22 protein-coding genes and 1 tRNA gene are annotated in these 23,483 nt (G+C 73.9%); 13 read left to right on the forward strand and 10 right to left on the reverse strand.

Annotated elements, in window-relative coordinates; all coding sequences use genetic code 11:
* Positions 1 to 15 precede the first annotated feature (15 nt).
* Both RBXJA2T_RS18050 and RBXJA2T_RS18055 read left to right on the forward strand, forming a co-directional pair.
* On the forward strand, positions 16 to 741 hold the full coding sequence (locus RBXJA2T_RS18050; RefSeq protein WP_009858869.1) for an SIMPL domain-containing protein: 726 nt from the start codon (positions 16 to 18) through the stop codon (positions 739 to 741).
* A 35-nt stretch (positions 742 to 776) separates the two neighbouring features.
* On the forward strand, positions 777 to 2,255 hold the full coding sequence (locus tag RBXJA2T_RS18055; RefSeq protein WP_009858870.1) for an NAD-dependent succinate-semialdehyde dehydrogenase: 1,479 nt from the start codon (positions 777 to 779) through the stop codon (positions 2,253 to 2,255).
* A gap of 4 nt (positions 2,256 to 2,259) precedes the next feature.
* Here the strand turns inward: RBXJA2T_RS18055 and RBXJA2T_RS18060 are convergent, their stop codons facing one another.
* A complete protein-coding gene (locus tag RBXJA2T_RS18060) occupies positions 2,260 to 3,156 on the reverse strand; it encodes a GGDEF domain-containing protein (protein ID WP_138938929.1) in 897 nt (298 codons plus the stop codon).
* A 337-nt stretch (positions 3,157 to 3,493) separates the two neighbouring features.
* On the opposite strand from RBXJA2T_RS18060, the gene RBXJA2T_RS18065 reads away from it, so the two are divergent.
* Positions 3,494 to 4,849, forward strand: coding sequence for a porin (locus tag RBXJA2T_RS18065; RefSeq protein WP_009858872.1), 1,356 nt, complete (start codon positions 3,494 to 3,496; stop codon positions 4,847 to 4,849).
* A 124-nt stretch (positions 4,850 to 4,973) separates the two neighbouring features.
* On the opposite strand, the gene RBXJA2T_RS18070 is transcribed toward RBXJA2T_RS18065, so the two are convergent.
* Positions 4,974 to 5,047 (reverse strand) — tRNA-Gly (locus RBXJA2T_RS18070).
* An 88-nt stretch (positions 5,048 to 5,135) separates the two neighbouring features.
* Here RBXJA2T_RS18070 and trmB point away from each other — a divergent pair.
* Positions 5,136 to 5,819 (forward strand): tRNA (guanosine(46)-N7)-methyltransferase TrmB, encoded by a 684-nt coding sequence (gene trmB / locus RBXJA2T_RS18075; RefSeq protein ID WP_009858873.1) that lies wholly within the window; start codon positions 5,136 to 5,138, stop codon positions 5,817 to 5,819.
* Here the strand turns inward: trmB and RBXJA2T_RS18080 are convergent.
* Entirely contained in the window at positions 5,803 to 6,660 is an 858-nt protein-coding gene (locus RBXJA2T_RS18080) for an undecaprenyl-diphosphate phosphatase (RefSeq protein ID WP_029718633.1), read from the reverse strand. The two genes, trmB and RBXJA2T_RS18080, sit on opposite strands and share 17 nt — an antisense overlap.
* Before the next feature lie 189 nt (positions 6,661 to 6,849).
* Here RBXJA2T_RS18080 and RBXJA2T_RS18085 point away from each other — a divergent pair, with 189 nt between their 5' ends.
* The 3 genes from RBXJA2T_RS18085 (at position 6,850) to RBXJA2T_RS18095 (ending at position 9,748) form a co-directional block, all read left to right on the forward strand.
* Positions 6,850 to 7,542: a TetR/AcrR family transcriptional regulator gene (locus RBXJA2T_RS18085; RefSeq protein WP_029718634.1), complete on the forward strand. Its 693-nt coding sequence runs from the start codon at positions 6,850 to 6,852 to the stop codon at positions 7,540 to 7,542.
* Between the two features lie 44 nt (positions 7,543 to 7,586).
* Positions 7,587 to 8,261, forward strand: a complete 675-nt coding sequence (locus tag RBXJA2T_RS18090) for a protein-L-isoaspartate O-methyltransferase family protein (RefSeq protein ID WP_009858876.1) — start codon at positions 7,587 to 7,589, stop codon at positions 8,259 to 8,261.
* A gap of 161 nt (positions 8,262 to 8,422) precedes the next feature.
* The gene (locus tag RBXJA2T_RS18095) at positions 8,423 to 9,748 is read left to right on the forward strand and encodes a TolC family outer membrane protein (protein ID WP_009858877.1); all 1,326 of its coding nucleotides are present in this window, start codon (positions 8,423 to 8,425) and stop codon (positions 9,746 to 9,748) included.
* Here the strand turns inward: RBXJA2T_RS18095 and RBXJA2T_RS18100 are convergent.
* From RBXJA2T_RS18100 to RBXJA2T_RS18110, 3 genes are all read right to left on the reverse strand, one after another.
* Positions 9,726 to 11,027, reverse strand: a complete 1,302-nt coding sequence (locus tag RBXJA2T_RS18100; protein ID WP_009858878.1) for a 3-deoxy-D-manno-octulosonic acid transferase — start codon at positions 11,025 to 11,027, stop codon at positions 9,726 to 9,728. The genes RBXJA2T_RS18095 and RBXJA2T_RS18100 overlap by 23 nt on opposite strands.
* A gap of 37 nt (positions 11,028 to 11,064) precedes the next feature.
* Complete coding sequence (locus RBXJA2T_RS18105) at positions 11,065 to 12,468, reverse strand: phosphomannomutase/phosphoglucomutase (protein WP_029718635.1); 1,404 nt, start codon at positions 12,466 to 12,468, stop codon at positions 11,065 to 11,067.
* Between the two features lie 86 nt (positions 12,469 to 12,554).
* A complete protein-coding gene (locus tag RBXJA2T_RS18110; protein ID WP_029718636.1) occupies positions 12,555 to 14,393 on the reverse strand; it encodes an SLC13 family permease in 1,839 nt (612 codons plus the stop codon).
* Between the two features lie 161 nt (positions 14,394 to 14,554).
* Here RBXJA2T_RS18110 and RBXJA2T_RS18115 point away from each other — a divergent pair, with 161 nt between their 5' ends.
* The 6 genes from RBXJA2T_RS18115 (at position 14,555) to RBXJA2T_RS18140 (ending at position 19,641) form a co-directional block, all read left to right on the forward strand.
* Positions 14,555 to 16,003: an AlkA N-terminal domain-containing protein gene (locus RBXJA2T_RS18115; protein WP_029718637.1), complete on the forward strand. Its 1,449-nt coding sequence runs from the start codon at positions 14,555 to 14,557 to the stop codon at positions 16,001 to 16,003.
* Entirely contained in the window at positions 16,000 to 16,497 is a 498-nt protein-coding gene (locus tag RBXJA2T_RS18120) for a methylated-DNA--[protein]-cysteine S-methyltransferase (RefSeq protein WP_009858882.1), read from the forward strand. The genes RBXJA2T_RS18115 and RBXJA2T_RS18120 overlap by 4 nt, the downstream gene beginning before the upstream one ends.
* Positions 16,494 to 17,378 (forward strand): DMT family transporter, encoded by an 885-nt coding sequence (locus tag RBXJA2T_RS18125; protein WP_009858883.1) that lies wholly within the window; start codon positions 16,494 to 16,496, stop codon positions 17,376 to 17,378. The genes RBXJA2T_RS18120 and RBXJA2T_RS18125 overlap by 4 nt, the downstream gene beginning before the upstream one ends.
* A 30-nt stretch (positions 17,379 to 17,408) precedes the next feature.
* Positions 17,409 to 17,729, forward strand: coding sequence for a hypothetical protein (locus tag RBXJA2T_RS18130; RefSeq protein ID WP_009858884.1), 321 nt, complete (start codon positions 17,409 to 17,411; stop codon positions 17,727 to 17,729).
* Positions 17,730 to 17,794: 65 nt separating this feature from the next.
* Positions 17,795 to 18,208, forward strand: coding sequence for a DUF3717 domain-containing protein (locus RBXJA2T_RS18135; RefSeq protein WP_009858885.1), 414 nt, complete (start codon positions 17,795 to 17,797; stop codon positions 18,206 to 18,208).
* Between the two features lie 2 nt (positions 18,209 to 18,210).
* Positions 18,211 to 19,641, forward strand: a complete 1,431-nt coding sequence (locus RBXJA2T_RS18140; protein ID WP_009858886.1) for an MATE family efflux transporter — start codon at positions 18,211 to 18,213, stop codon at positions 19,639 to 19,641.
* A gap of 1 nt (position 19,642) precedes the next feature.
* Here the strand turns inward: RBXJA2T_RS18140 and RBXJA2T_RS18145 are convergent, their stop codons facing one another.
* The 4 genes from RBXJA2T_RS18145 to RBXJA2T_RS18160 form a co-directional block, all read right to left on the reverse strand.
* Positions 19,643 to 21,055 carry a sensor histidine kinase gene (locus RBXJA2T_RS18145; RefSeq protein WP_009858887.1) on the reverse strand — a complete coding sequence of 471 codons (1,413 nt, stop codon included), beginning with the start codon at positions 21,053 to 21,055 and terminating at the stop codon, positions 19,643 to 19,645.
* A gap of 27 nt (positions 21,056 to 21,082) precedes the next feature.
* Positions 21,083 to 21,787, reverse strand: coding sequence for a response regulator (locus RBXJA2T_RS18150; RefSeq protein ID WP_009858888.1), 705 nt, complete (start codon positions 21,785 to 21,787; stop codon positions 21,083 to 21,085).
* Positions 21,788 to 21,889: 102 nt separating this feature from the next.
* On the reverse strand, positions 21,890 to 22,438 hold the full coding sequence (locus RBXJA2T_RS18155) for a Spy/CpxP family protein refolding chaperone (RefSeq protein ID WP_009858889.1): 549 nt from the start codon (positions 22,436 to 22,438) through the stop codon (positions 21,890 to 21,892).
* 117 nt (positions 22,439 to 22,555) lie between these two features.
* Complete coding sequence (locus RBXJA2T_RS18160; protein WP_138938932.1) at positions 22,556 to 23,467, reverse strand: Clp protease/crotonase-like domain-containing protein; 912 nt, start codon at positions 23,465 to 23,467, stop codon at positions 22,556 to 22,558.
* Between the last annotated feature and the right edge of the window lie 16 nt (positions 23,468 to 23,483).

Genomic DNA, 23,483 nt, shown 5'->3' on the forward strand with positions numbered 1-23,483 from the left:
GTCAGGAGGTCCGTGATGGCAGACAACACGCGTTCCGTGGGGCTGGTGGCGGCGCTGGTCCTGGCGGCGGGGCTGGCCGCCGGCGGTTACGGCGTCGGCAAGGGGCTGGAGCGTTTCCGCGCCGCCGACCGTTCGGTGACCGTCAAGGGGTTGGCCGAGAAGGATGTCGACAGCGACTACGCCGTCTGGCCGCTCGCGTTCCGGCGCGGCGGTGCCGACTTCGGCGCCGTGCAGCGCCAGCTCGCCGAGGACCGCGACCGCGTCGTCGCCTTCCTGAAGGCCCAGGGTTTCACCGAGGCCGAGATCGAGATCCGGCCGCTGCAGGTGCAGGACCTGTGGGCGCGCGAGTACGGCGGCAACAACCAGCCGCTGCGTTTCCAGGGCACGGCCCAGGTGCTGGTGAAGTCGGCACGGCCCCAGGCCGTCGAAGCCGCGGCGCTGGCCGTGGACCCGCTGATCCAGGCCGGCGTGCAGCTCGGCGGCGACGGCCCGGCCGGGCCGCGTTACCAGCTGCGCGCCTTCAACGAGGCCAAGGCGCCGCTGCTGGCCGAGGCCACGCGCAACGCGCGCGAGCAGGCCGAGAAGTTCGCCGCCGAGGCCGGCGCCACGCTGGGCGGGCTGCGCAACGCCAACCAGGGCGTGATCCAGATCGGCGCGGCGGGCGGTGAGGGCTTCGACGACGGCAGCGCACGCGTCAAGCGGCTGCGCGTCGTCAGCACCTTCGAGTACACGCTGGACTGACCCGGTCCGAGACCCCCAGAACCCGAGGACGAACGATGGACGACACCGCTTCCCCGCTGGCCACGCTGGCCGATCCGTCGCTGCTGAAGACCGCCGGCCTGATCGACGGCGAGTGGATCGAGGCCGGCAGCCGCTTCGCCGTGCACGACCCGGCCACCGGCCGCGAACTGGCCCAGGTGGCCAACCTGGGCGCCGTCGACTGCGCCGCGGCCATCGCCGCTGCCGAGCGGGCCTGGGCGCCGTGGCGCGCCAAGACCGCCAAGGAACGCGGCGCGGTGCTGATGCGCTGGTTCGCGCTGCTGCACCAGCACGCCGACGACCTGGCGCGGCTGATGACCGCCGAACAAGGCAAGCCGCTGGCCGAGGCGCGTGGCGAAGTGACCTACGGCGCCAGCTTCATCGAGTGGTTCGCCGAGGAGGCGCGCCGCGTCTACGGCGAGACCATCCCGACCACCGACGGCAACAAGCGCTACCTGGTGATCCGCCAGCCGGTCGGCGTCTGCGCGGCGATCACGCCGTGGAACTTCCCGATCGCGATGATCACGCGCAAGGTCGCGCCGGCGCTGGCCGCCGGCTGCCCGGTGATCGTCAAGCCAGCCGAGCAGACGCCGCTGTCGGCGCTGGCGGTGGCCGAGCTGGCGCAACGCGCCGGCATGCCGGCCGGCGTCTTCAACGTGCTGCCGGCCGATGCCGAGAACTCCATCGAGATCGGCAAGGTGCTGTGCACCAGCGACGTCGTGCGCCACCTGTCCTTCACCGGCAGCACCGAGGTCGGCCGCATCCTGATGAAGCAGTGCGCGTCGACGGTCAAGAAGCTGTCGCTGGAGCTCGGCGGCAACGCGCCGTTCATCGTCTTCGACGACGCCGACCTCGACAGCGCCGTCGAGGGCGCGCTGGTCAGCAAGTACCGCAACGCCGGCCAGACCTGCGTCTGCGCCAACCGCCTGTACGCCCAGGCCGGCATCCACGACGCCTTCGTCGAGAAGCTGGCGGCACGGGCACGCCAGATCGCCGTCGGCAACGGCTTCGAGCCCGGCGTGCAGCTCGGCCCGCTGATCGACGAGCCGGCGATGGCCAAGGTCGAGGCCCACGTCGCCGACGCGCTGGCGCAGGGCGCGCGCCTGGTGACCGGCGGCGAGCGTGTCGGCGAACGTTTCTTCGCGCCGACGGTGTTGGCCGGCGTGACGCCGGAGATGCGCTGCTCGAAGGAAGAGACCTTCGGCCCGATCGCCCCGGTGATCAAGTTCGAGACCGAGGCCGAGGCGATCGAACTCGCCAACGCCACCGAGTTCGGCCTGGCGAGCTATTTCTACAGCCGCGACATCGGCCGCATCTGGCGTGTCTCGGAGGCGCTGGAGTACGGCATGGTCGGCGTCAACACCGGGCTGATCTCGACCGCCGAGGTGCCGTTCGGCGGCGTCAAGCAGTCGGGCCTGGGCCGCGAAGGCGCGCGCCAGGGCATCGACGACTACCTCGAGACCAAGTACGTCTGCCTCGGCGACATCCTGAAGTAAGGCTTCAGGCTTCCTCGTCGTTGGCCGCCGCGGCCGGGCCGCGGTCGGCCGGCTGCGCGGCGTCGCGGCCGACCGGCGTGAACTGCAGCGCCGCCCCCAGCGCCCGGCGCAGCAGCGGCTCGGCGCTCTTGCCGTGCTCCGGGTACGAAGCCAGCCCGGCGTGCGGCAGCAGGCGCTGCGCGCGCCCGGCGACGCTGAAGGGCTGCGACAGGATCGCCGCCAGCTTGTCCATCACACGCTCGCCGTCGGCCGGCGAGTCGATCCAGGCCAGCAGCACGGCGAACGCGTCGTGGCCGATCGAGGCGACGACGTCGCTGGCACGCAGCGCCGCGCGCAGCCGCACCGCGGCCTTGCGCCGCAGCACGTCGGCCGACTCCTGGCCCAGCGTCTCGGCGACCGCGGCCAGGCCGTCGACGCGCAGCACGATCAGCGCCATCGGCGCCGGCTCGCGCTCGCGCAGCGCCAGCAGATGCGTCATGTGTTCCAGCAGCTGGGCGTGGTTGGGCAGCCCGGTCGGCAGGTCGGTCGAATAGCCCTTGCGCGCCGCGAGACCCAGGCGCCGGCGCTCGATCGCCAGGCGCAGCGCCCGCGGCACGTCGGTGGCGTCGGCCAGCACGTCCTGGACACCGAACTGCAGCAGCTCGACCGCCGCACGCGGCGCCGGTGCGTGCAGCACGACGACGACCGCGGTGTCCAGCACGGCCTGCGCCAGCGCCGGCCAGTCCGGCAGTGCTCCGGGCTCGGCGGTGGCCAGCAGCAGCGCGTCCGGCGGCTGCTCGCGCAGGCGTGCCGCCACCTGCTCGGGCGAATCGCAGTGCTCGACGACGAAGGGACCGTAGGGCGACCCGGCGATCTCCGGGGCCCCGTCGCCCAGGCTGAGAACTCGAAACACTGCATCCATCGCGGCTCCCGCAGCGAGACGGCCTTGTCGCGCAGGCGACGCGGGCGGAGGGGATCCCCAGTTCACGGGGCCACAACGGGCCGACAGCGGCCCGCGGTCACTGTAACCGCGTGCTGCGACGGTCCCGACATCAGCGCCAAGGCCGCCCACCGGGCCGTCGCGGCTGTTGCGGGCGCGCGACGTTGGTAGTTTTGTGGATGCCGCTAGCGTCACCCCCTTGTCTAACGTCGGGCTGCTGTCGGATTCCCGCGCCGCCGGCAGGCCATCGGCCTGCGTCGCCTGCCTCGGGTCCCGACCGGTTCCTCGTCACACCCGAAGTACAACCAGGAGACTGAACTTGATTTCCAAACCCAGAAGCCTGACCGCCCTCGCGCTGGCTGCCGCGGCCCTGTTCGCCGGTGCCGCGCAGGCTCAGGACGGCAGCGTGCAGATCTACGGCACGCTGGACCTGAGCGTCGACCGCATCAACAAGTCCGAAGGCAACGTCACCGGCACCGTCCAGGGGCTGGCCGGCGCCAACTCGGTCGTCTCGCCCGAGCAGAAGCAGACCCGCCTGGCGCCGAGCATGACGCGCCAGTCGCACCTCGGCGTGCGTGGCACCGAGCCGCTGGGCGGCGGCTGGGAGGCCAAGTTCACGCTCGAAGGCTCGGTCATCGCCGACAACGGCACGATGGGCAACGACGGCCGCATGTGGGGCCGCCAGGCCTGGGTGGCGCTGACGACGCCGGTCGGCGAAGTGCGGCTGGGCCGCCAGGTCTCGCCGATGCTGGCCGCCTACTTCCTGGGCACGCTCGACGGCATCGGCGGCACCGACCTGTTCGCCACCGGCGTCGCGCTGAACAACCTGCAGACCTACCAGGACAACGTCATCAGCTACGGCGTGCGCCAGGGTGCGTGGGCCGGCCGCGTGTCGTACTCGCCGAACGCCGGCGCCGCCGCGCGCATCAGCCCGGTGCGCTCGACGGCGACCAACACCCCGACCGGCACGATCCCGCCGTCGGGCTCGGCGCCGCAGCTGGGCCAGATCCTCGGCGGCCTGACCGCCGGTGCCGAGAGCGACGACGGCCGCGGCAAGACCTGGGGCGCGATGATCGCCTACCTGGGCGACGACCTGAAGGCCGTGGCCGCGTACAACCGCAACGACCTGTCCAACGTGCAGCTCGGCCTGCCGTTCCGCGTCACGCCGCTGTCGCCGGACGGCTTCCTGCCGCTGTTCGCCACCGAGAAGTTCACGAGCTACATGCTCGCCGCGAAGTACAAGTTCGCCTTCGGCACCGAGCTCGGCGGCAGCTACTACCAGGGCCAGCTCGACGAGACCGGCGACACCGACCCGAAGATGCGCGTGCTGGCGATCGCGGCCAAGCACACGATCGGCTCGCTGGACCTCATCGGCCAGGTGATGCAGGCGAAGTTCACCAACTTCACCAAGGGCAAGGACACCGGCTTCATGCTCGGCGCCGACTACAACCTGTCCAAGCGCACCGCGATCTTCGCGCGCGCCGGCCAGGTCAAGGACGACCGCGGCGACATCTCCAACGGCAACCCCTTGCTCGGCGGCGCCGGCCTGGCCGGCGGCCCGGTGGCGCTGCTCGTCCCGCTGGGTTCGACCGAGGTGCCGCTGTTCTCGGGCGCCGGCATGAACATCGACGCCAAGACCAAGATGTTCGGCGTCGGCATCCGCCACTCGTTCTGATCCACGTCGCCCGGGGCCGCGAGGCCCCGGCCCACCCTGACGCCCCGGCCCGCCGGGGCGTTTTTCATGGTGCGGCGGGCAAAGAAAAAGCGCCTGTCCGGGGGACAGGCGCTTCATCGTGTTCTGGAGCGGGTGAAGGGAATCGAACCCTCGTATGAAGCTTGGGAAGCTGCCGTTCTACCATTGAACTACACCCGCGCTGGGCCGGCATTCTAGCGCCGCCGCGGCGCTGTCGCGAGATGTCCCCGGCCCGGCGCGGCCAGCGCTCGCTACACTGCGCGCCCTCATGGACGACACACCTTCTCCGCAACGGCCGATCCGCAGCTACGTGCTGCGCGCCGGCCGCATGGGCACCGGACAGCAGCGAGCGCTGGCCGAACTCGGGCCCCGCTACGTGCTGCCCTACGCGGCGCAGCCCCTGGACTTCGCCGCCGTCTTCGGCCGCACGGCACCGGTGGTGCTGGAGATCGGCTTCGGCATGGGCGACGCGACGGCCCAGGTGGCGGCCGCCTCGCCCGAGCGCGACCTGCTCGGCGTCGAGGTGCACGAGCCCGGCGTCGGCGCGCTGCTGCGCCACATCGGCGAACGCGGCCTGGAGAACGTGCGCATCCTTCGCCACGACGCCGTCGAGGTGCTGCGCGAGATGATCCCGCCGGCCTCGCTGGCCGGCGTGCACGTCTGGTTCCCCGACCCCTGGCACAAGAAACGGCACCACAAGCGCCGCCTGATCCAGCCGGCCTTCGTCGAACTGCTCGCCAGCCGGCTGGCGCCCGGCGGCTACCTGCACTGCGCCACCGACTGGCAGCCCTACGCCGAGCAGATGCTGGAGGTGCTGTCGGCCAGCTCGCTGGCCAACACCGCCGCCGGCTACGCCGAACGCCCGGCCTGGCGGCCGCTGACCAAGTTCGAGGCCCGCGGCCTGCGCCTGGGCCACGGCGTCTGGGACCTGGTGTTCACTCGGACCAGCTGACGACGCCGCTCCACGCCGTCAGCAGCACGACGCAGCCGAAGACGATGCGATACCACGCGAAGACCGTGAAGTCGTGCGTGGAGATGTAGCGGATCAGCCAGCGGATGCACAGCAGCGCACTGACGAACGCGAAGGCCGAGCCGACGAGGAACATCGGCGCGTCGCCCCAGTGCAGCGCGTCGCGCTGGCGGAACACCGAGTAGGCGCCGGCGCCCATCAGCGTCGGGATGCCGAGGTAGAAGCTGAACTCGGCGGCGCAGCGGCGCGAGAAGCCGAAGAGCATCGCGCCGATGATCGTCGAGCCCGAACGGCTGGTGCCCGGGACCAGCGCCAGGCACTGCACCAGGCCGACCTTCAGCGCGTCCAGCGGCGTCATGTCGTCGACGCTCTCGACACGCGCCCGGCGCGCGCCCTCCAGGTCGCGTTCGCCGAAGGCCCGCCGGTGGCGGCGTTCGACGAGCAGGATGACGATGCCGCCGACGATGAAGGCCGTGGCCACCGGCACCGGGTGGAACAGGTGCTCCTTGACGACCTTGCCCAGCGCCAGGCCGAACACCACCGCCGGCACGAAGGCGATCAGCACGTTGAGCGCGAAGCGCCGCGCCAGCGGGTCGTGGCCGATGCCGGTGACGGTGCGGCCCAGGCGCTGGCGGTACTCCCAGATCACCGCCAGCATGGCGCCGGTCTGGATCGCGATCTCGAAGACCTTGGCGGTCTCGCCGGTGAAGTCGAGCAGGGAGCCGGCGAGGATCAGATGCCCGGTGGAGGAGATGGGGAGGAACTCGGTGAGGCCCTCGACGATGCCCATGACCGCGGCCTTGGCCAGCAGCAGCAAATCCAAAATGCTCGTCCCTTGGAAGCGGCAAAGCGGCCGATCATAGAGGCCGCCGGCGACACGGCCGCCGATGTCACCGCGGCGCGTGCGTGAAGCGCAGGACGAGCGCGCCGGGTCGCCTGCCCGGGCCGCGTCACGCGGCGACGCCGGAAAGCCGCCTTGCGGCCCGGCCGCCGGACTGGGTACAGTCCACTAATGACCTCGAAGTCATTAGATACCCCTCCCCGGCCGCCGCGGCAGCGCCGCAAGCACGCACGGCCGCAGGAGCTGCTGGACGCGGCGCTCGAGCTGTTCGTGCAGAACGGCTACGCGGCCACCCACTCCGACGAGGTGGCCCGCCGGGCCGGTGTCTCCAAGGGCACGCTCTACCTCTACTTCCCGAGCAAGGAAGAGCTGTTCAAGGCCGTCGTGCGCGCGACCCTGTCCAACCTGATCGCCGAGGGCGCCGAGCTCGCCGAGCACCACCAGGGCTCGACGCGCGAGCTGCTGCTGGCCCTCGGCCGCATCTGGTGGGAGCGCATCGGCAGCCGGCCGGCCGCCGGCCTGCACCGCGTGCTGCTGGCCGAGCTGCAGCACTTCCCCGAGCTGCAGCGCTTCTACGCCGACGAGGTCGTGGCGCCGGCCGACCAGCTCTTCGCCCGTGCGCTGCAGCGCGGCATCGAACGCGGCGAGTTCCGCGCCCTGCCGGTCGAGGAGGCCTGCTACGCGCTGATCGCGCCGCTGCTGATGCGCGCGCTCGACGGCGGCACGCTGTGGGCGCCGCCCGTGCGGCCCACCGAGGAACTGCTGGCGCTGCAGATCGACATCCTGCTGCGCGGCATCGAGCGCCGCGACGGGCCGGCCGCGGCGCCAAACCCCGGATCGGCGCACGCCGCCAGCGGCGCCTAGAATCCGGACAGCCCGGACTCTGATACCCTGCACGGTATATTGCGATGAACACCGAACTCGCCCGCTTCAACATGATCGAGCAGCAGATCCGCCCCTGGGAGGTGCTGGACGACGGCGTGCTGCAACTGCTGGCGACGGTGCGGCGCGAGGACTTCGTGCCGCCGGCGCTGAAGGCCCTGGCCTTCGCCGACCTGCAGGTGCCGCTGATCGCCGACGAGCCGCACGGCCCGGTGATGCTGGAGCCCAAGATCCAGGCCCGGCTGCTGCAGGAGCTGCAGGTGCAGCGCCACGAGAAGGTGCTGGAGATCGGCACCGGCTCGGGCTTCATGGCCGCGCTGCTGGCGCACCGCGCGCAGCAGGTCTGGACGCTGGAATGCCGCTCGGCGCTGGTCGCCCAGGCGCGCGAGAACCTGCGCCGCGCCGGCGTGACGACGGTCCGGGTCGTCGAGGTGACGGCCGAGGACGGCGCCCGCGGCCTGCCCGCCGAGGCGCCGTTCGACGCCATCGTGCTGTCGGGCTCGGTCGCCGCGGTGCCGCGTGCGCTGCTCGAGCAGCTGAAGGTCGGCGGCCGGCTGGCGGCGATCGTCGGCGAGCTGCCGATCATGTGCGCCCGGCTCTACACCCGCGTCGGCCCCGAGGCCTGGTCCGAGGTCGACCTGTTCGACACCGTCGCGCCGCGTCTGCAGGGCTTCGCCGAGCCGACGCGCTTCGCCTTCTGAGCCCGGCATGCCCGCGCGCCGGCCTGCCGTCCATCGCCTGCGGCGGCACGTCGGCCCCTTCCGGGGCGCCGCCCGTCGCATGACGGCGGCGGCGCCGGCCCGTCGGCGCTAGAACCGCGGCTCGTCCCGCCGAAACACGAAGAACCGAGGGAACCCGTTTCATGCGTCCGCTCCTCACCCGTCTCGCCCTGGCCAGCGCCGTCGCGTTCGCGCTGCCGGCGGCCGTCCACGCCCAGAGCCTGTCCGAGCTGTACCAGGCCGCCCGCGCCTACGACGCGTCCTACCTGGCCGCACGCGCACAGGCCGACTCGGCCGAGTACCAAGTCGCCCAGACGCGTGCGCTCAACCGCCCGGCTGCGGCGCTGAACGCCAGCGCCACCGGCAGCGACTCCCGCCCCGACGGCGTCGAGCGCGGCACCTACAACACCGCCCGCGCGTCGATCGACGCCAGCCTGCCGCTGTTCAACCGCGCCAACTCGGTCGCGATCGAGCAGGCCGAGCGCTCGCTGGCGGCCACCCAGGCGGCGCTGGAAGCGGCCGAGCAGGACCTCGTCGTGCGCGTCGCCCAGGCCTATTTCGACGTGCTCGCGGCGCAGGACGCGCTGGCGACCACGCGCGCGAGCAAGACCGCGATCACCGAGCAGCTGGCCTCGGCCAAGCGCAACTTCGAGGTCGGCACCGCGACGATCACCGACACCCGCGAAGCCCAGGCCCGCTACGACCTCGTGCTCGCCGAGGAGATCGCCGCCGAGAACCTGCTGCTGACGCGGCGCACCGCGCTGGACACCCTGGTCGGCCGCCTCGGCACCGACCCGAAGCCGCTGGCCACGCCGGTCGTGCTGCCCGAGCCCAGCCCGGCCGACCCCGAGCAGTGGGTGCGCAGCGCGCAGGGCGACCACCCGGCGATCCGCCGCGCCCAGGTGGCCTACGACATCGCCCGCCTCGAGACCGAACGCGCCCGCGCCGGCCACCTGCCGACGCTGGACCTGGTGGCCTCGGCCGAGCGCCAGCGTGTCGGCGGCAGTTCGGTGGCGCTGAACAACGCCGGCGGCGCCACCAACACCTACAGCATGGGCCTGCAGTTCAAGCTGCCGCTGTACGCCGGCAACGCGACGCAGAACCGCGTGCGCGAGACGCTGCTGCTGGAGGAGAGCTCGCGCAACGAGCTGGAATCGGCGCGCCGCAACGTCGCGCTGAACGCGCGCACCGCCTTGTTCGCGGTGCAGTCGGGCATCGCCCAGGTCCGCGCCTACGAGGCCGCCGAGGCCTCGAGCAAGCTGTCGCTGGAAGCCACGCAGCTCGGCTACCGCGTCGGCGTGCGCGTCAACCTCGACGTGCTCGACGCCCAGACCCAGCTCTACGCCACCCAGCGCGACCTGGCGCGCGCACGCTACGACGTCATCGTCAACACGCTGCGGCTGCGCCAGGCGGCCGGCCGGCTGGGCCTGACCGACGTCGAGTCGGTCAACGCGCTGCTGGCGCGCTGACGCCCGGCAGCAGCTCGACGATCGCGCGCGCCATGCGTTCGGCGGCGCCACGGTGCTGGGCCGAGAAGGCCAGCGCAGCGGCCACACGCTCGGCGCGCGCCGGGTCGAGCGCCAGCGCCACCGCCTGCGCGACGCCGTCGGCCATGTCGGCCGCACGCAGCGCGGCGCCGGCGGCCAGCGACATCTCGGCGGCCTGCGCGAAGTTGAAGGTGTGCGGCCCCATCACCAGCGGGCAGCCGCAGGCCGCGGCCTCGATCAGGTTCTGCCCGCCCAGCGGCGCGAAGCTGCCGCCCAGCAGCGCCGCGTCGGCGGCGGCGTAATACAGCGGCATCTCGCCGATCGAGTCGCCGAGCCAGACGTCGGCACCCGCCGCGTCGGCCGGCGGGGCCTCGCCCCAGCCGCTGCGGCGCCGCACCGACAGCCCGGCGGCGGCGGCCATCTGCGCCACGGCGTCGAAACGCTGCGGATGGCGCGGCACCAGCAGCAGCAGCGGCCGCGGCGCGTCCAGGCGCTTCCAGGCGGCCAGCAGCAGCTCCTCCTCGCCTTCGCGTGTCGACGCCGCCAGCACCACCGGCCGGCCCGCCGCGACACGCCAGGCGCGGCCGCGCTCGACCAGCGCCGGGTTCGGCGAGACGTCGAACTTCAGGTTGCCCATGACCTGCGGCGACGGCGCGCCGCTGGCCTCGAGCCGGCGCGCGTCGTCGGCGGTCTGCGCCAGCACGCGCGAGAAGCTCGCCGCCGCCGGACGCAGCAGCGCCTGCAGGCGCTGGCCCTTGGCGAAGCTGCGTTCGGACAGGCGCGCGTTGGCCAGCACCATCGGCACGCCGGCTTCGAGCGCGGCGTCGAGCAGGTTGGGCCAGATCTCGGTTTCCATCAGCACACCGACCGCCGGCCGGTGGCGGCGCAGGAAACGCCGCACCGCGCCCGGCGTGTCGTAGGGCAGCCAGACCTGGGCGTCGCCGGGTTGCAGCAGCGCCGCGCCGGCTTCGCGGCCGGTGGCGGTGCCGTGCGTCAGCAGCAGGCCGCGCTCCGGCGCGAGCCGGCGCAGCGCGTTCAGCAGCGGCTCGCTGGCACGCGTCTCGCCCAGCGACACGGCGTGCACCCAGATGCGGCCGCTGCGGCCGTCGCCGACGCCGCCGGTGGCGAAACGTTCGTTCCAGGCGCTGCGGTACGGCGGCTCGTGGCGCCCGCGCCACCACAGCTTGCCGACGTACAGCGGCGCGGCCAGGCGCAGGCCGGTCGAGTAGACCCAGCGGGCGAAAGCGCCGTCAGCAGCCATGTCGGGTTCCGCGGCGGGAAGAAGGCCCGCCTCGCGCTCAGTGCGCGGCGGCCTCCACGCGGGCGTCGGCCTTCACGGCGCGCAGCGCGGCCATGAAGTCGCCCTGGATGCGCTCCAGCGCCTCGGGCGTGTGGCCCTCGAAACGCAGCACCAGCACCGGCGTCGTGTTCGACGCGCGGATCAGGCCGAAGCCGTCGGCGAAGTCGATGCGCAGGCCGTCGACGGTGCCGACGTCGCCGCCGGCCAGCGCCAGCCGGCCGTCGGCGGCACGCGCCAGCAGCTCGGCGACGACGCGGTGGTTCTCGCCCTCGGCGCAGGGCACGTTGAGCTCGGGCGTGCTGAAGCTCGTCGGCAGCGCGTCGAGGAATGCGCTGGGGTCGGCCTCGCGCGACAGGATCTCCAGCAGCCGCGCCGCGGTGTACATCGCGTCGTCGAAGCCGTACCAGCGCTCGCCGAAGAACAGGTGGCCGCTCATCTCGCCGGCGAACGGCGCGCCGGTCTCCTTGAGCTTGGCCTTGATCAGCGAGTGCCCGGTCTTCCACAGCAGCGGCACGCCGCCGGCGGCGCGGATCGCCTCGGGCAGGCGCTGCGAGCACTTGACGTCGAAGATGATCTCGGCGCCCGGGTGGCGCGACAGGATGTCGCGCGCGAACAGCATCACCTGGCGGTCGGGGTAGATGACGTTGCCGCCGGCGGTGACCACGCCCAGGCGGTCGCCGTCGCCGTCGAAGGCCAGGCCGAGCTCGGCGCCGGTGGCGTGCACGACCTTGATCAGGTCGGCGAGGTTCTCGGGCTTGGACGGGTCCGGGTGGTGGTTCGGGAAGTCGCCGTCGACCTTGGAGTACAGGTCGATGACCTCGCAGCCCAGGGCCTTCAGGATGCCGGGCGCGCTGGCGCCGGGGATGCCGTTGCCCGAGTCGACGACGATCTTCATCGGCCGCGCGAGCTGGCAGTCGGAGACGATGCGCTGGGTGTACTCGGCCAGGATGTCCATCGCCGCGCTGCGGCCGGGCGCCTGCACGTAGTCCTCGGCCTCGATGCGGCGCTTCAGGCGCTGGATGTCCTCGCCGTAGATCGCGCGGCCGCCGAGCACCATCTTGAAGCCGTTGTAGTCCTTCGGGTTGTGGCTGCCGGTGACCTGGATGCCGGAGCGGCAGCCGTGTTCGCCACGTGTCGCGGCGACGTAGTAGAGCATCGGCGTCGTCACCGCGCCGAGGTCGACGACGTCCAGGCCGGTCGACACCAGGCCGCGCACCAGCGCCGCCGCCAGACCCGGGCCCGAGAGCCGGCCGTCGCGGCCGACGGCCACGGCGCGCTCGCCGGCGGCCAGCGCCTCGGTGCCGAAAGCCCTTCCGAGATGCTCCGCGAACGTTTCGTCGATCGTCTGGCCGACGATGCCGCGGATGTCATAGGCCTTGAACACCGAGGAATGGACTTGCATGGAAGGCGGGCCGGGGGCCGGGTGGAAGTCGCGGGCGATTGTAGGCAGCGGCCGGGCGGGCCGGCTTGCGCCCCGGCGCGGCCGTCTCAGAACGGGAACAGCAGCGGCAGCAGCGCCACGCAGACGATGCCGACGACCACCGTGAACGGCACGCCGATCTTCACGAAGTCGGCGAAGCGGTAGCGCCCCGGGCCCAGCACCAGCGTGTTCACCGGCGAGGACACCGGCGTCATGAAGGCCGCCGACGCCGCCAGCGCGACCATCATCGCGAACGGCTCGGGCGCGCAGCCCAGGCGCTCGGCCATGCCCAGCCCGATCGGCGCCATCAGCACCGCGGTCGCGGTGTTCGAGACGAAGAGCCCCACCGCCGCCGTCAGCACGAACAGCCCGGCCAGCGCCGCGCGTGGCGAGGCCTCGCCGGTGGCCGCGAGCATCGCGCCCACCAGCCAGTCGATGCCGCCGGTCTTCTGCAGCGCGACGGCGAACGGCAGCATGCCGACGATCAGCATCAGGCTCTGCCAGTGGATCGCGCGGTAGGCCGACTCGGCGTCGATGCAGCGCACCGCGCCCATCGCCAGGCAGCCCAGCAGCGCCGCGACGACGTTGGGCACCAGCCCCGAGACCATCAGCGCGACGGTGGCCGCCAGCACCGCCAGCGCCAGCGGCGCGCGCGACGCGGCCGGCGCGACGTCGTCGACCTCGGCCGGCAGCGTCAGCACGACGAAGTCGCGCGCCGCGCCGGCCAGGCCGCGGATGTCCTTCCAGGCGCCGGCCACCAGCAGCGTGTCGCCCATCCTCAGCTTGGCGTGCAGCGGATCCTCGTCGACGAGGTGGCCGCCGCGGCGCAGGCCGATGACGTTGATGCCGCGCTGCGAGCGCATGCGCAGCTCGAGGATCGACTGGCCGATCACCGCCGCACCCGGCGGCACCAGCAGCTCGGCCAGGCCGATCTCGCGCGACAGGCGCGAGAAGTAGTCGCGCCGGAACGGCAGCTCGGTGAAGCCCATCGCCTCGACGACACGCTGCGCCTGGGCCGCCCCGTCGGGCGCGGCGAAGTCGGCCAGCAGCACGTCGCCGGGCAGGATCTGCTGGTGCGCCGAGGTGTCGACCACCGTCGGCCCGAGCCCGCGCTCGCGTTCGATGGCGATGACGTTGGCGCCGTGGCGTGCGCGCAGCTCCAGCTCGCCCAGCGTGCAGCCGACGGCCGGCGACGCGGCCGGGACACGCAGGCGCCGCGTGCGGTCGAGCAGGCCGTAGTCGGCGGCCAGCTCGCGCAAGCGCCGGCGCCGGCCCTCGCCGTCGCGGCGCGGCGCCTCGCGTTCGGCCAGCCAGCGCCGCGCCACCAGCATGTAGCCGATGCCCAGCACCAGCAGCACCGCGCCCATCGGCGTGAAGTCGAAGAAGCCGAAACCCTCGTGGCCGCGGCGGTGCAGCTCGGCCTGCACGACGAGGTTGGGCGGCGTGCCGACCAGCGTCAGCATGCCGCTGAGCAGCCCGGCGAAGGCCAGCGGCATCATCAGCCGCCCCGGCGCGCTGCCCACGCGCGCGGCCACGCGCAGCGCCACCGGCACGAAGATCGCCACCACCGCCGTCGAGCTCATCACCGAGCCCAGCGCCGCGGTCGCGGCCATCAGCAGCGCCAGCAGCCGGGCCTCGCGGCCGCCGGCACGCGCCACCAGCCAGTCGCCGACGCGGTGCGCGATGCCGGCCCGCGCCAGCGCCTCGCCGATGACGAAGAACAGCGCGATCAGGATCACGCCCGGCTCGCTGAAGCCGGCCAGCGCCTCGGGCAGCGTCAGCGTGCCGCCCAGCACCAGCAGCGTCAGCGCCGCCATCGCCACCACGTCCATGCGCGGGCGATTGAGCACGAAGCAGACGACGCAGCCGGCCAGCAGCGCCAGCACCCAGACGGTTTCGGGAGTCATCGACGGCGCACCCGGGCGGCGGGTGCGGGGGCGGATTGCAAAGGGCGCGATCTTCGCCCGGCCATCGCCCGCGCCGCGCGTGTCCCCTGCCCGCCCTAGGACATCGCTGCAGCGGTGGACATGTCCGGAAACGGCGAGTCCGCGTCAGCCCGCCCCCTATCATGGGCCGCATGTTCCCCGACCCCGACGCCGCCTACCTCGCGCTCGCCGCCCGCGACGCGCGTTTCGACGGCCGCGTGTTCGTCGGGGTCACCAGCACCGGCATCTACTGCCGCCCGGTGTGCCGCGTGCGCACGCCGCGGCGCGAGAACTGCCGCTTCTTCGCCAGCCCGGCGCAGGCCGAGGCCGCGGCCTTCCGCCCCTGCCTGAAGTGCCGCCCGGAGATCGCGCCCGGGCTGTCGGCGATGGACTCCTCCGACGCGCTGGCCGGCTGCGCCGCGCGCGCGATCGAGGCCGCGGTGCAGGCCGGCGAGCCGGTCGTGCTGCCGGCGCTGGCCGCACGCCTGGGTGTCGGCGAGCGCCATCTGCGCCGCATCTTCGCCGCCGCGCACGGCGTCGCGCCGCGGGAGTACCTCGCCACCCAGCGCCTGCTGCTGGCCAAGCAGCTCTTGACCGACACGACGATGCCGGTGGCCCAGGTCGCGCTGGCCAGCGGCTTCGAGAGCCTGCGGCGTTTCAACGCCGCCTTCCTGGAACGCTACCGCCTGGCGCCGACGGCGCTGCGCCGCGCGCGCGGCGAGACCCCGGCCGAGCCGGTGCTGCGCCTGGCCTGGCGGCCGCCCTACGACGTCGAGGCGATGCTCGGTTTTGCCGCGCGCCGCGCGCTGGCCGGGGTCGAGCAGGTCGAGGGCCTGGCCTGGCGGCGCACGCTGGCCTGGCCGCAGCGCGGCTCGGTGCTCGACGGCTGGATCGAGGCGCGTTTCGTGCCCGAGCGCCACGAGGTCCATCTGCGCGCCGCGCCGGCCTTGGCCCCGGTGCTGGGCGCCGTGCTGCGCCGCGTGCGCGAGGCGCTGGACCTGGACGCCGACCCGGCGCCGATCGCCGCGGCACTGGCCGCCGCCGGCCTGGCGGCCGAGGGCCAGCGCCTGCCCGGCGCCTTCGACGGCTTCGAGACCGCGGTGCGCATCGTGCTCGGCCAGCAGGTCACGGTGGCCGCCGCCGGCACGCTGGCGGCACGCCTAGTGCGGCGCTACGGCCGCCCGGTGCCGACGCCGTTCACCGCGCTGACGCACGCCTTCCCCGACGCCGCGACGCTGGCCGCCGCCGACCCCGACGAACTCGGCCGCCTGGGCCTCGTGCGCCAGCGTGTGCGGGCGCTGCAGGCGCTGGCCGCGGCGGTGGCCGACGGTTCGCTGAAGCTCGAACGCGGCGCGCCGCTGGCGCCGACGCTGGCCACGCTGGCCGCCCTGCCCGGCTTCGGCCCCTGGACCGTGCAGCTCGTCGCGCTGCGTGTGCTCGGCTGGCCCGATGCCTGGCCCGCCGGCGACGCCGGCCTCGCCGCCGCGCTGGGCAGCCGCGACGCGCGTGAACACGAACGCGCGGCCGAGGCCTGGCGGCCCTGGCGCGCCTATGCCGCGATGGCGCTCTGGCGCCCTGGAGACACCCGATGAGACACCCCCGACTCCAGGCGCAGTCGCGCCTGGACACGCCGCTGGGCCCGGTGACGCTGGCCGCCAGCGCCAGCGGCCTGGCCGGCCTCTGGTTCGACGCCCAGCGCCACCACCCCGGCGCGCTGGACCTGCCCGTCGACCCGGCGCATCCGCTGATCGCCCGGGCGGCGGCCGAGCTGGCGGCCTACTTCCGTGGCGACGGCGCCGGCTTCACGGTGCCGCTGGACGCCGAAGGCACGCCGTTCCAGCACGCCGTCTGGGACCAGCTGCGCGCCATCGCCGCCGGCACGACGACGAGCTACGGCGAGATCGCGCGCCGCATCGGCCGGCCCAGCGCGGTGCGCGCCGTCGGCGCGGCGGTCGGCCGCAACCCGCTGTCGATCGTCGTGCCCTGCCACCGCGTCGTCGGCGGCAGCGGTGCCCTGACCGGCTACGCCGGCGGGCTGGAGCGCAAGCAGGCCCTGCTGGCGCTGGAGCGCGGGGCCGCACGGTGACGCGGCGCGACCTCGCCGAGCTCTTCGTGCTCGCGTCGCTGTGGGGCGGCTCGTTTCTCTTCATGCGCCTGGGCGCGGCCGACTTCGGCCCGGCGGCGCTGGTCTTCGTGCGTGTCGCCGGCGCGGCGCTGATGCTGCTGCCGCTGGTGCTGCTGCGCGGAGAAGGTGCGGCGCTGGCCCGCCACTGGCGGCCGATCGCCGTCGTCGGGCTGCTGAACTCGGCGCTGCCCTTCGCCTGCTACATGGTCGCGGCGCTGGTGCTCAGCGCCGGGCTGTCGTCGATCTTCAACGCCACGACGCCACTCTGGGCGGCGCTGATCGCCTGGGCCTGGCTCGGCGACCGGCCGACCCGGCCGCGCCTGCTGGGGCTGGCGATCGGTTTTGCCGGCGTGCTGGCCGTCGGCCTGCACAACGCGAGTTTCAAACCCGGCGAACACGGCGTCAGCGCGGCCGCCGGCATCGTGCTGTGCCTGGTGGCGACACTGTGTTACGGCATCGCCGCCAGCTACACCAAGAAGCGCCTGGGCGGCGTGCCGCCGATGGCGGTGGCCGGCGGCAGCCAGCTCGCCGCGGCGGTGTTCACGCTGGGCCCGGCGCTGTGGTGGTGGCCGGCGCAGATGCCGGGCGCCGCGGCCTGGGGCGGCGCCGCGGTGCTGGCCTTCGCCTGCACCGGCTTCGCCTACTGGCTGTTCTTCCGCCTCGTCGCGCATGCCGGGCCGGCGAACGCGGTGTCGGTGACCTTCCTGGTGCCGGCGTTCGCGGTGCTGTGGGGCTGGCTGCTGCTCGGCGAGCGCCTGTCGGGGGCGACGGTGGCCGGTTGCGCCGTCGTGCTGCTGGGCACGGCGCTGGCCACCGGGGTGCTGCCACGGCGGCGGGCTTGAATTCGGCGGCGCACGCCCCAGCTTCGGAACATGCCCACCGAAACCGTCCGTCTCCCCGCCCGGCTGCACACGCTGGCCGCGATGGCCGCGCTGCTCGAACGCCTGGAACGCCAGCCGCGTTCGGCCAGCGCCGGGCAGTACCGCGGCGTCGTGCAGCAGGTCCGCGAGCTGCTCGCCGAAGCCGAAGGCGACGAGGCCCTGCCGGCGCTGCTGGCCATCGCCCCGGCGACCGCCGAGCTGTACGAGAACCTGCATTACGAGCACGCGGGGCTGTGCCGCTCGCCGCTGGAAGACGCGCTGAACGCCGAACTGGCGGCTTCGGCGGCGATCACCGCAGCCCGCGGCCGCTGAGCGCCCCCGGCCACCCAAGGCCGGGGCCGGCATCGGACAATGGCGGGTTGCCCGAACCCGCCCGCATGGCCGACCTGCATCTCGACGACCTCGAAGCCGCCATCAACTGGTGGCGCGAGCGTTCCCCCTCGCCCGACGGCGTGACCGCCTGCGCCGAGGTGCGGGCGCTGGCCGAGGTCTACGCGCCGCTGGTGCGCGAACGCCGCAGCACGGTCGACGAAGATGCGCTGCCGCTGGCGGCGCGCGCCGCCTGGCTGGCCTGGTACGCCAGCACGCCCGATGCGCCGTGCATCGCGATCTGCTCGACGACGCAGGGCGACGCGGTCTGCAAAGGCTGCGGCCGGACCTTCGACGAGGTCCAGCACTGGACCGTGATGACCCCGGCCGAGAAACGCGCCGTCTGGCGCCGCATCACCGCCGACGGCACGGCCTGGCGCTTCAACCGTTATGCCGAGCGCGCCGCGCGGGGGACGACTTGAGCGTGGCCGGGCGCGACGAGGCGCTGCCGGAGCCCTTCCCCGCGCCGCCGCCGGGCCGCGCCGCGCGCCTGGCCGACAGCGCCCGGCGCATCGCCCCGCTGGCCTGGCCGGTGTTCGTCGGCCAGCTCTCGGTGCTGGCCTTCAGCACCGTCGACACCGTGCTCGTCGCGCGCCACTCGGCCGCCGACCTGGCGGCGCTGGCCGTCGGCAGCGCCGCCTACGTCACGACCTTCGTCGGCTTCATGGGCGTGGTGATGGCGCTGGCGCCGATCGTCGGCCAGCTCTTCGGTGCCGGCCGCCCGGCCGACGCCGGGCGCCAGCTGCACCAGGCGGTGTGGATCGCGCTCGCCTTCTCGGCCGTCGGCTGCGCGCTGCTGCTGTTCCCGACGCCGTTCCTGGCGCTGGCCCAGGCGACACCCGAGCAGGCCGACAAGGTGCGCGGCTACCTCGCGGCGCTGGCGGTGGCGCTGCCGGCCTCGCTGCTGTTCACCGCCTACCGCGCGTTCAACGTCGCGGTGTCGCGGCCCAAGGCGGTGATGGCGCTGCAGCTCGGCGCGCTGGCCTTCAAGGTCCCGCTGTCGACGGCGCTGGTGTTCGGCGTGCCGGCGCTCGGCCTGCCGTCGATGGGGGTGTTGGGCTGCGGCATCGCCACCGCGGTGGCGATGTGGCTGCAGACCGTCGCCGCCTTCGTGCTGCTGCGCCGCGACCCGTTCTACGCCGCGTTCCGCCTGCGCGGGCGCGGGCTGGACACGCCCGACCGGCCGGCGATCGGCGCCCAGCTGCGCCTGGGCCTGCCGTCGGGCGCGGCGGTGCTGGTCGAGGTCTCGGGCTTCACCTTCATGGCGATCTTCATCGCCCGCCTGGGCGAGACGCCGGTGGCCGGGCACCAGATCGCGGCCAACCTGGTGTCGCTGCTGTTCATGCTGCCGCTGGCCATCGCCAACGGCGCCTCGACGCTGGTCGCGCAGCGCATCGGCGCGCGCGACCTGCCGGCGGCGCGCCGGCTGGGCTGGCACGGCGTGATCATCGGCGCCGGGCTGGCGGTGTTCAACGGCGGCGCGCTGTACCTGCTGCGCGAGCCGGTCATCGGCCTGTACACGCGCGACCTCGCGGTGGTGGCCGCGGCGCTGCCGCTGCTGGCCTTCGTCGCGCTGTTCCACATCGCCGACGCGACGCAGACCGTGGCCGCCTTCGTGCTGCGCGCCTGGCGCATCGCCACCGTGCCGCTGGTCATCAACGCCACGGCGCTGTGGGGCGTCGGGCTGGGTGGCGGCTACCTGCTGGCCTTCGACCCGCTGGGCGTGGTGCCGCCGGCGCTGCACGGCGCGCCCGGCTTCTGGGTCGCGTCGACGGCGGGGCTGGTGCTCACCGCCGCGGCGCTGTCGGCCTTCCTCGCCCGGACGCTGCACCGGCAGCGCCGCGCGGCGGCCTGAGTCAGGCCGACAGCGGCAGCGACAGCGTGAAGCAGCTGCCGCCGCCGTCGCGCGGCGTGCAGCGCACGCTGCCGCCGTGGCGCTCGGCGATCTGCCGCACCAGCGCCAGCCCGAGGCCGACGCCGCCCTCGCGTTCGGCATGGCCGGGCAGGCGGAAGAAGGGCTCGAAGATGCGCTCGCGGTAGGCCTCGGGCACGCCGGGGCCGCGGTCGGCGACGCGCAGCTCGGCCTGCGTGCCGACCGACACGACCTGGGCCTCGACCTCGTCGCCGCCGTAGCGGCGGGCGTTCTCCAACAGGTTGCGCACGGCGCGGCGGATCAGGCGCTCGTCGCCGGCCACGCGCAGGTCCTCGCCATGCGCCGCGGCCTGCACGCGTGCGGCCTCCTCGGCGGCGACCGCCAGCAGGTCCACCGGGTCGCGGCGGTCGACGGTCATCGCGGCGTCCAGGCGGCTGGCCAGCAGCACCTCCTCGACCAGCGCGTCGAGCTCGGCGATGTTGGTGTCGATCTCGCGGCGCAGCGCCTCGCGCTGCTCGGGCGTGGCCTCGTCGGCCATCGACACCGCCATCTTCAGCCGCGCCAGCGGCGAGCGCAGCTCGTGGCTGGCGTTGGCCAGCAGGCTCTGGTGCGAACGCAGCAGCGCCTCGATGCGCGACGCGGCGCGGTTGAAGCTGGCCCCCAGCGCCGCGACCTCGTCACGCCCGTCCTCGGCGACACGCTGCTGCAGGTGGCCGGCACCGAAGGCCTCGACACCACGCTTGAGCGCCTCCAGCCGCCGCGTCAGCCGGCGCACCACCGGGTAGGCGCCGGCGGCCACCGCGGCGAACAGCACGACCAGCAGCGCCGCCAGCCCCAGGCCGTCGAAAGCCGGCCCCGGCGGCAGCCAGGGGCTGCGCGGCTGCAGGCCGCCGAAACGCGGGCCCTCGCGCCCCGGGCCGGCATCGCCGGGGCCTCCGGGACCGCCGGGCTCGCCCGGATCGCCGGCCGCGCCGGGGTCGCCGTCGGGCCGCGGCAGCGCGCCACGCATCAGCTGCGGGCGCAGCACCCACAGCGTGCGGCCGTCGTCCAGACGGATCGGGTAGGCGCGCCCGGCACCGGGGCCGCCGCCCTGGCGGCGCACGAAGGAGTCGGAGGCACCGAGGCGCCGGCCGCGCGCGTCGTCCAGCGCCATCGGCAGGCGCAGGCGCTCGGACCACTCGCGCAGCGCCTCGGCCTGCACCTCGGCCGGCGCGTCGGCACGCGGCAGCGAGCGCTGCAGCAGCTCGCCCCACGCGGCCACACGCTCCTGCAGCGTGCTCTGGGCCCGCGCACGCTCCTGCTCGAGATGGCTCTGCAGCAGCCAGACCGACACCAGCGCGAACAGCGCCAGCGCCGCCACCACCGTCAGGTAGATGCGGATGTAGAGCGAGCGCATGTCAGCGCCGCCCGCCCGTCGCGGCGCTCATTCGGCGTCCTGCTTCTTGGCGAAGACGTAGCCCGCGCCGCGCACCGTCAGCACGCGTTTCGGGTTCTTCGGGTCGTCCTCGATGACCGCACGGATGCGCGAGATGTGCACGTCGATGCTGCGGTCGAAGGCCTCCAGCGGATGGCCCTTCAGCGCGTCCATGATCTGGTCGCGCGACAGCACGCGCCCCGGGCTCTGCGCCAGCACGACGAGCAGGTCGAACTGGTGGCTGGTCAGGTCGCAGGGCTGGCCGTCCAGGCGGGCCTGGCGCGCGCCGAGGTCGACCTCCAGGCGGCCGAAGCGCAGCACCTCGTCGCCGGCGGGCTCGGGCGCGGCGCGGCGCAGCAGCGCCTTCACGCGCGCCAGCAGCTCGCGCGGCTCGAAGGGCTTGGGCAGGTAGTCGTCGGCGCCGAGCTCCAGGCCGACGATGCGGTCCATCGGCTCGCCGCGCGCGGTCAGCATCAGCAGCGGCAGGCGGCGCGTGCGCGCGTCCGAACGCAGCTCGCGCGTGAGATCCAGGCCGTCGCCGTCGGGCAGCATCAGGTCCAGCAGCAGCGCGTCGTAGGCGCGATGGCGCAGCTGTTCGCGCCCGGCGGCCAGCGAGCCGGCGGTGTCGACCTCGAAACCGTTGCGGCGCAGGTAGTCGCCGACCATCGTGGTCAGGCGGGAGTCGTCGTCGATCAGCAGCAGTCGGCTCGTCACGGGGCGTTCTCGAACGAAAAGAGCCCCGGGGCCGAGGCCGCGGGGCGAAGGCTTCATGTCAAAGCCACAGGAGGAAAAGGATAACGATGGCAGGAAGGGCTGTCAGCGCCGCGGCGGATCGCTGCGGCCGCGGCGGTTGTCCATCGCCTCGCGGCGTTCCTTCATCGTGTCGGCGATCTGCTGGCGCTGCTCGACGCTCAGCACGCGGCTGACCTCGAGCATGGCCTGCGTCGAACGCTGGCTGGACTGGTCATGCAGGGCCAGCATCTTCTGGCGCAGCGCCTCGACGGCTTTCGGATCGACCGTCGGCTGGACGAAAAGTTCCGCGAACTGCTCGCCCAGGCGGCGGGCGTCGGCGCGCTGGCGCGACAGGTCGTCCTGCGCCGAGCCGACGATCTCGCGGATCTGGCGGCGCTGCGCGGTGGTCGCGTCGACCTCGTCGAGCAGGCGCTGCAGCATCGCCGGGTGGCCGAGCCAGGGCAGGCCGCCGGCGCGGTCCATGCCGGGCCCGCCCATCGGGCCGCCGGCCATCGACACCGGATGGGCACCGCCGGGCGGCGCGGCGACGGCGGCGATGCCGGCGCCGAGCAGCGCGGCGCAGGCCAGGGTTCGCAGGGCGCTCGGGAGCGGGAAACGGGAGGTGGGCTTCATCGCGGCAGCTTTCGGCAGAGTGGATGACGGCATGGGATCCACTGTGCCGGGGCCCCGTGTCGGCGCGGTGCCGGGCGGGTAAAGAAGCTTGTCGCCGCCTCCGGCGGCGCCGGCCGCTCAGGGCGTGGCCGGCTGCACGCGCACGAGGCGGCGTTCGAGGCGGAAGCCCGGCGTCGCGCTGCGCAGGTCCAGGCGCACCAGCAGGCCGCTGCTGCGGTCGACGACGATGGCGCCTTCCAGGCGCGAGCTGAACTCGCCGTTCTGCGCGTCGCCGAAGAGCTCGACGACGGCGACGTCGAAAGCGCGGCCGGCGATGGTCTGCCGTCCGGTGGCCACGACCTGACCGCGCACCAGCGCGCGGGCATACGGGTCGCCGGAGATGCGCAGCTCGCCGGCGAGCACGTCGCCGAGCGCGATGTCGCGGCGGAACAGGCGCTGCCACGCGAGCTCGCCGGCCGGCGCGGCGACGACGTTGCCCAGCGGGTCCTGGCGCCAGGGCCGCGACGGGCCGGTCTGGCTGACGCGGAACTCGAAGACGTCGCGGCGCAGCGACATCACCTGCAGCGCCCACTCGCCGGAAGCCCCGCGGGCGCTGGTGCGCTCCTCGTAGACGAGGCGGTCGCCGGAAGCGATCGGCAGCGCCGCCAGGCGCTCGGGCGGCAGCTCGTCGGTGTGCGCGCAGCCCTGGCGATGCGCCGCGGTCTTCATCGCCTCGTAGCGCCCCTGGAGCTGCGCCAGCTCGCCGGCCTCGTGGCCATTGGGGCGCAGCGCGAACAGCGCCGGCCAGAAGATGCTGACGCCGACGCCCAGCGCGACGATGTTGCGCCCGGCGATGTCGTCGACGGCATAGGCGACATCGGCGGCACGCTGCTGCACGGCGTCGCTCTCGTCGGCCAGGCGCACGCAGTCCCAGGCGGCGAAGTCGGCCGGGTCCACCGGCTGCGGCCGCACGTCGACGGAACGCGTGGCGCACCCGGCGACGGCAAGGCCGACGAGGCAGGTGGCAAGGCGTGTCGGCAGGCGCGTCATGAAGCGGGGCATTTTG

This window comes from Rubrivivax benzoatilyticus JA2 = ATCC BAA-35 (assembly GCF_000190375.1).
In the GTDB taxonomy this organism is placed as follows: domain Bacteria; phylum Pseudomonadota; class Gammaproteobacteria; order Burkholderiales; family Burkholderiaceae_C; genus Rubrivivax; species Rubrivivax benzoatilyticus.

What these genes read in the sequence shown, in the direction of transcription:
- RBXJA2T_RS18050 (WP_009858869.1), top strand. Translation starts at nt 16, where the DNA reads ATGGCAGACAACACGCGTTCCGTGGGGCTGGTGGCGGCGCTGGTCCTG.
- RBXJA2T_RS18055 (WP_009858870.1), top strand. Translation starts at nt 777, where the DNA reads ATGGACGACACCGCTTCCCCGCTGGCCACGCTGGCCGATCCGTCGCTG.
- RBXJA2T_RS18060 (WP_138938929.1), bottom strand. Translation starts at nt 3,156, where the DNA reads ATGGATGCAGTGTTTCGAGTTCTCAGCCTGGGCGACGGGGCCCCGGAG.
- trmB (WP_009858873.1), top strand. Translation starts at nt 5,136, where the DNA reads ATGGACGACACACCTTCTCCGCAACGGCCGATCCGCAGCTACGTGCTG.
- RBXJA2T_RS18085 (WP_029718634.1), top strand. Translation starts at nt 6,850, where the DNA reads ATGACCTCGAAGTCATTAGATACCCCTCCCCGGCCGCCGCGGCAGCGC.
- RBXJA2T_RS18090 (WP_009858876.1), top strand. Translation starts at nt 7,587, where the DNA reads ATGAACACCGAACTCGCCCGCTTCAACATGATCGAGCAGCAGATCCGC.
- RBXJA2T_RS18095 (WP_009858877.1), top strand. Translation starts at nt 8,423, where the DNA reads ATGCGTCCGCTCCTCACCCGTCTCGCCCTGGCCAGCGCCGTCGCGTTC.
- RBXJA2T_RS18100 (WP_009858878.1), bottom strand. Translation starts at nt 11,027, where the DNA reads ATGGCTGCTGACGGCGCTTTCGCCCGCTGGGTCTACTCGACCGGCCTG.
- RBXJA2T_RS18105 (WP_029718635.1), bottom strand. Translation starts at nt 12,468, where the DNA reads ATGCAAGTCCATTCCTCGGTGTTCAAGGCCTATGACATCCGCGGCATC.
- RBXJA2T_RS18110 (WP_029718636.1), bottom strand. Translation starts at nt 14,393, where the DNA reads ATGACTCCCGAAACCGTCTGGGTGCTGGCGCTGCTGGCCGGCTGCGTC.
- RBXJA2T_RS18115 (WP_029718637.1), top strand. Translation starts at nt 14,555, where the DNA reads ATGGGCCGCATGTTCCCCGACCCCGACGCCGCCTACCTCGCGCTCGCC.
- RBXJA2T_RS18120 (WP_009858882.1), top strand. Translation starts at nt 16,000, where the DNA reads ATGAGACACCCCCGACTCCAGGCGCAGTCGCGCCTGGACACGCCGCTG.
- RBXJA2T_RS18130 (WP_009858884.1), top strand. Translation starts at nt 17,409, where the DNA reads ATGCCCACCGAAACCGTCCGTCTCCCCGCCCGGCTGCACACGCTGGCC.
- RBXJA2T_RS18135 (WP_009858885.1), top strand. Translation starts at nt 17,795, where the DNA reads ATGGCCGACCTGCATCTCGACGACCTCGAAGCCGCCATCAACTGGTGG.
- RBXJA2T_RS18145 (WP_009858887.1), bottom strand. Translation starts at nt 21,055, where the DNA reads ATGCGCTCGCTCTACATCCGCATCTACCTGACGGTGGTGGCGGCGCTG.
- RBXJA2T_RS18155 (WP_009858889.1), bottom strand. Translation starts at nt 22,438, where the DNA reads ATGAAGCCCACCTCCCGTTTCCCGCTCCCGAGCGCCCTGCGAACCCTG.
- RBXJA2T_RS18160 (WP_138938932.1), bottom strand. Translation starts at nt 23,467, where the DNA reads ATGACGCGCCTGCCGACACGCCTTGCCACCTGCCTCGTCGGCCTTGCC.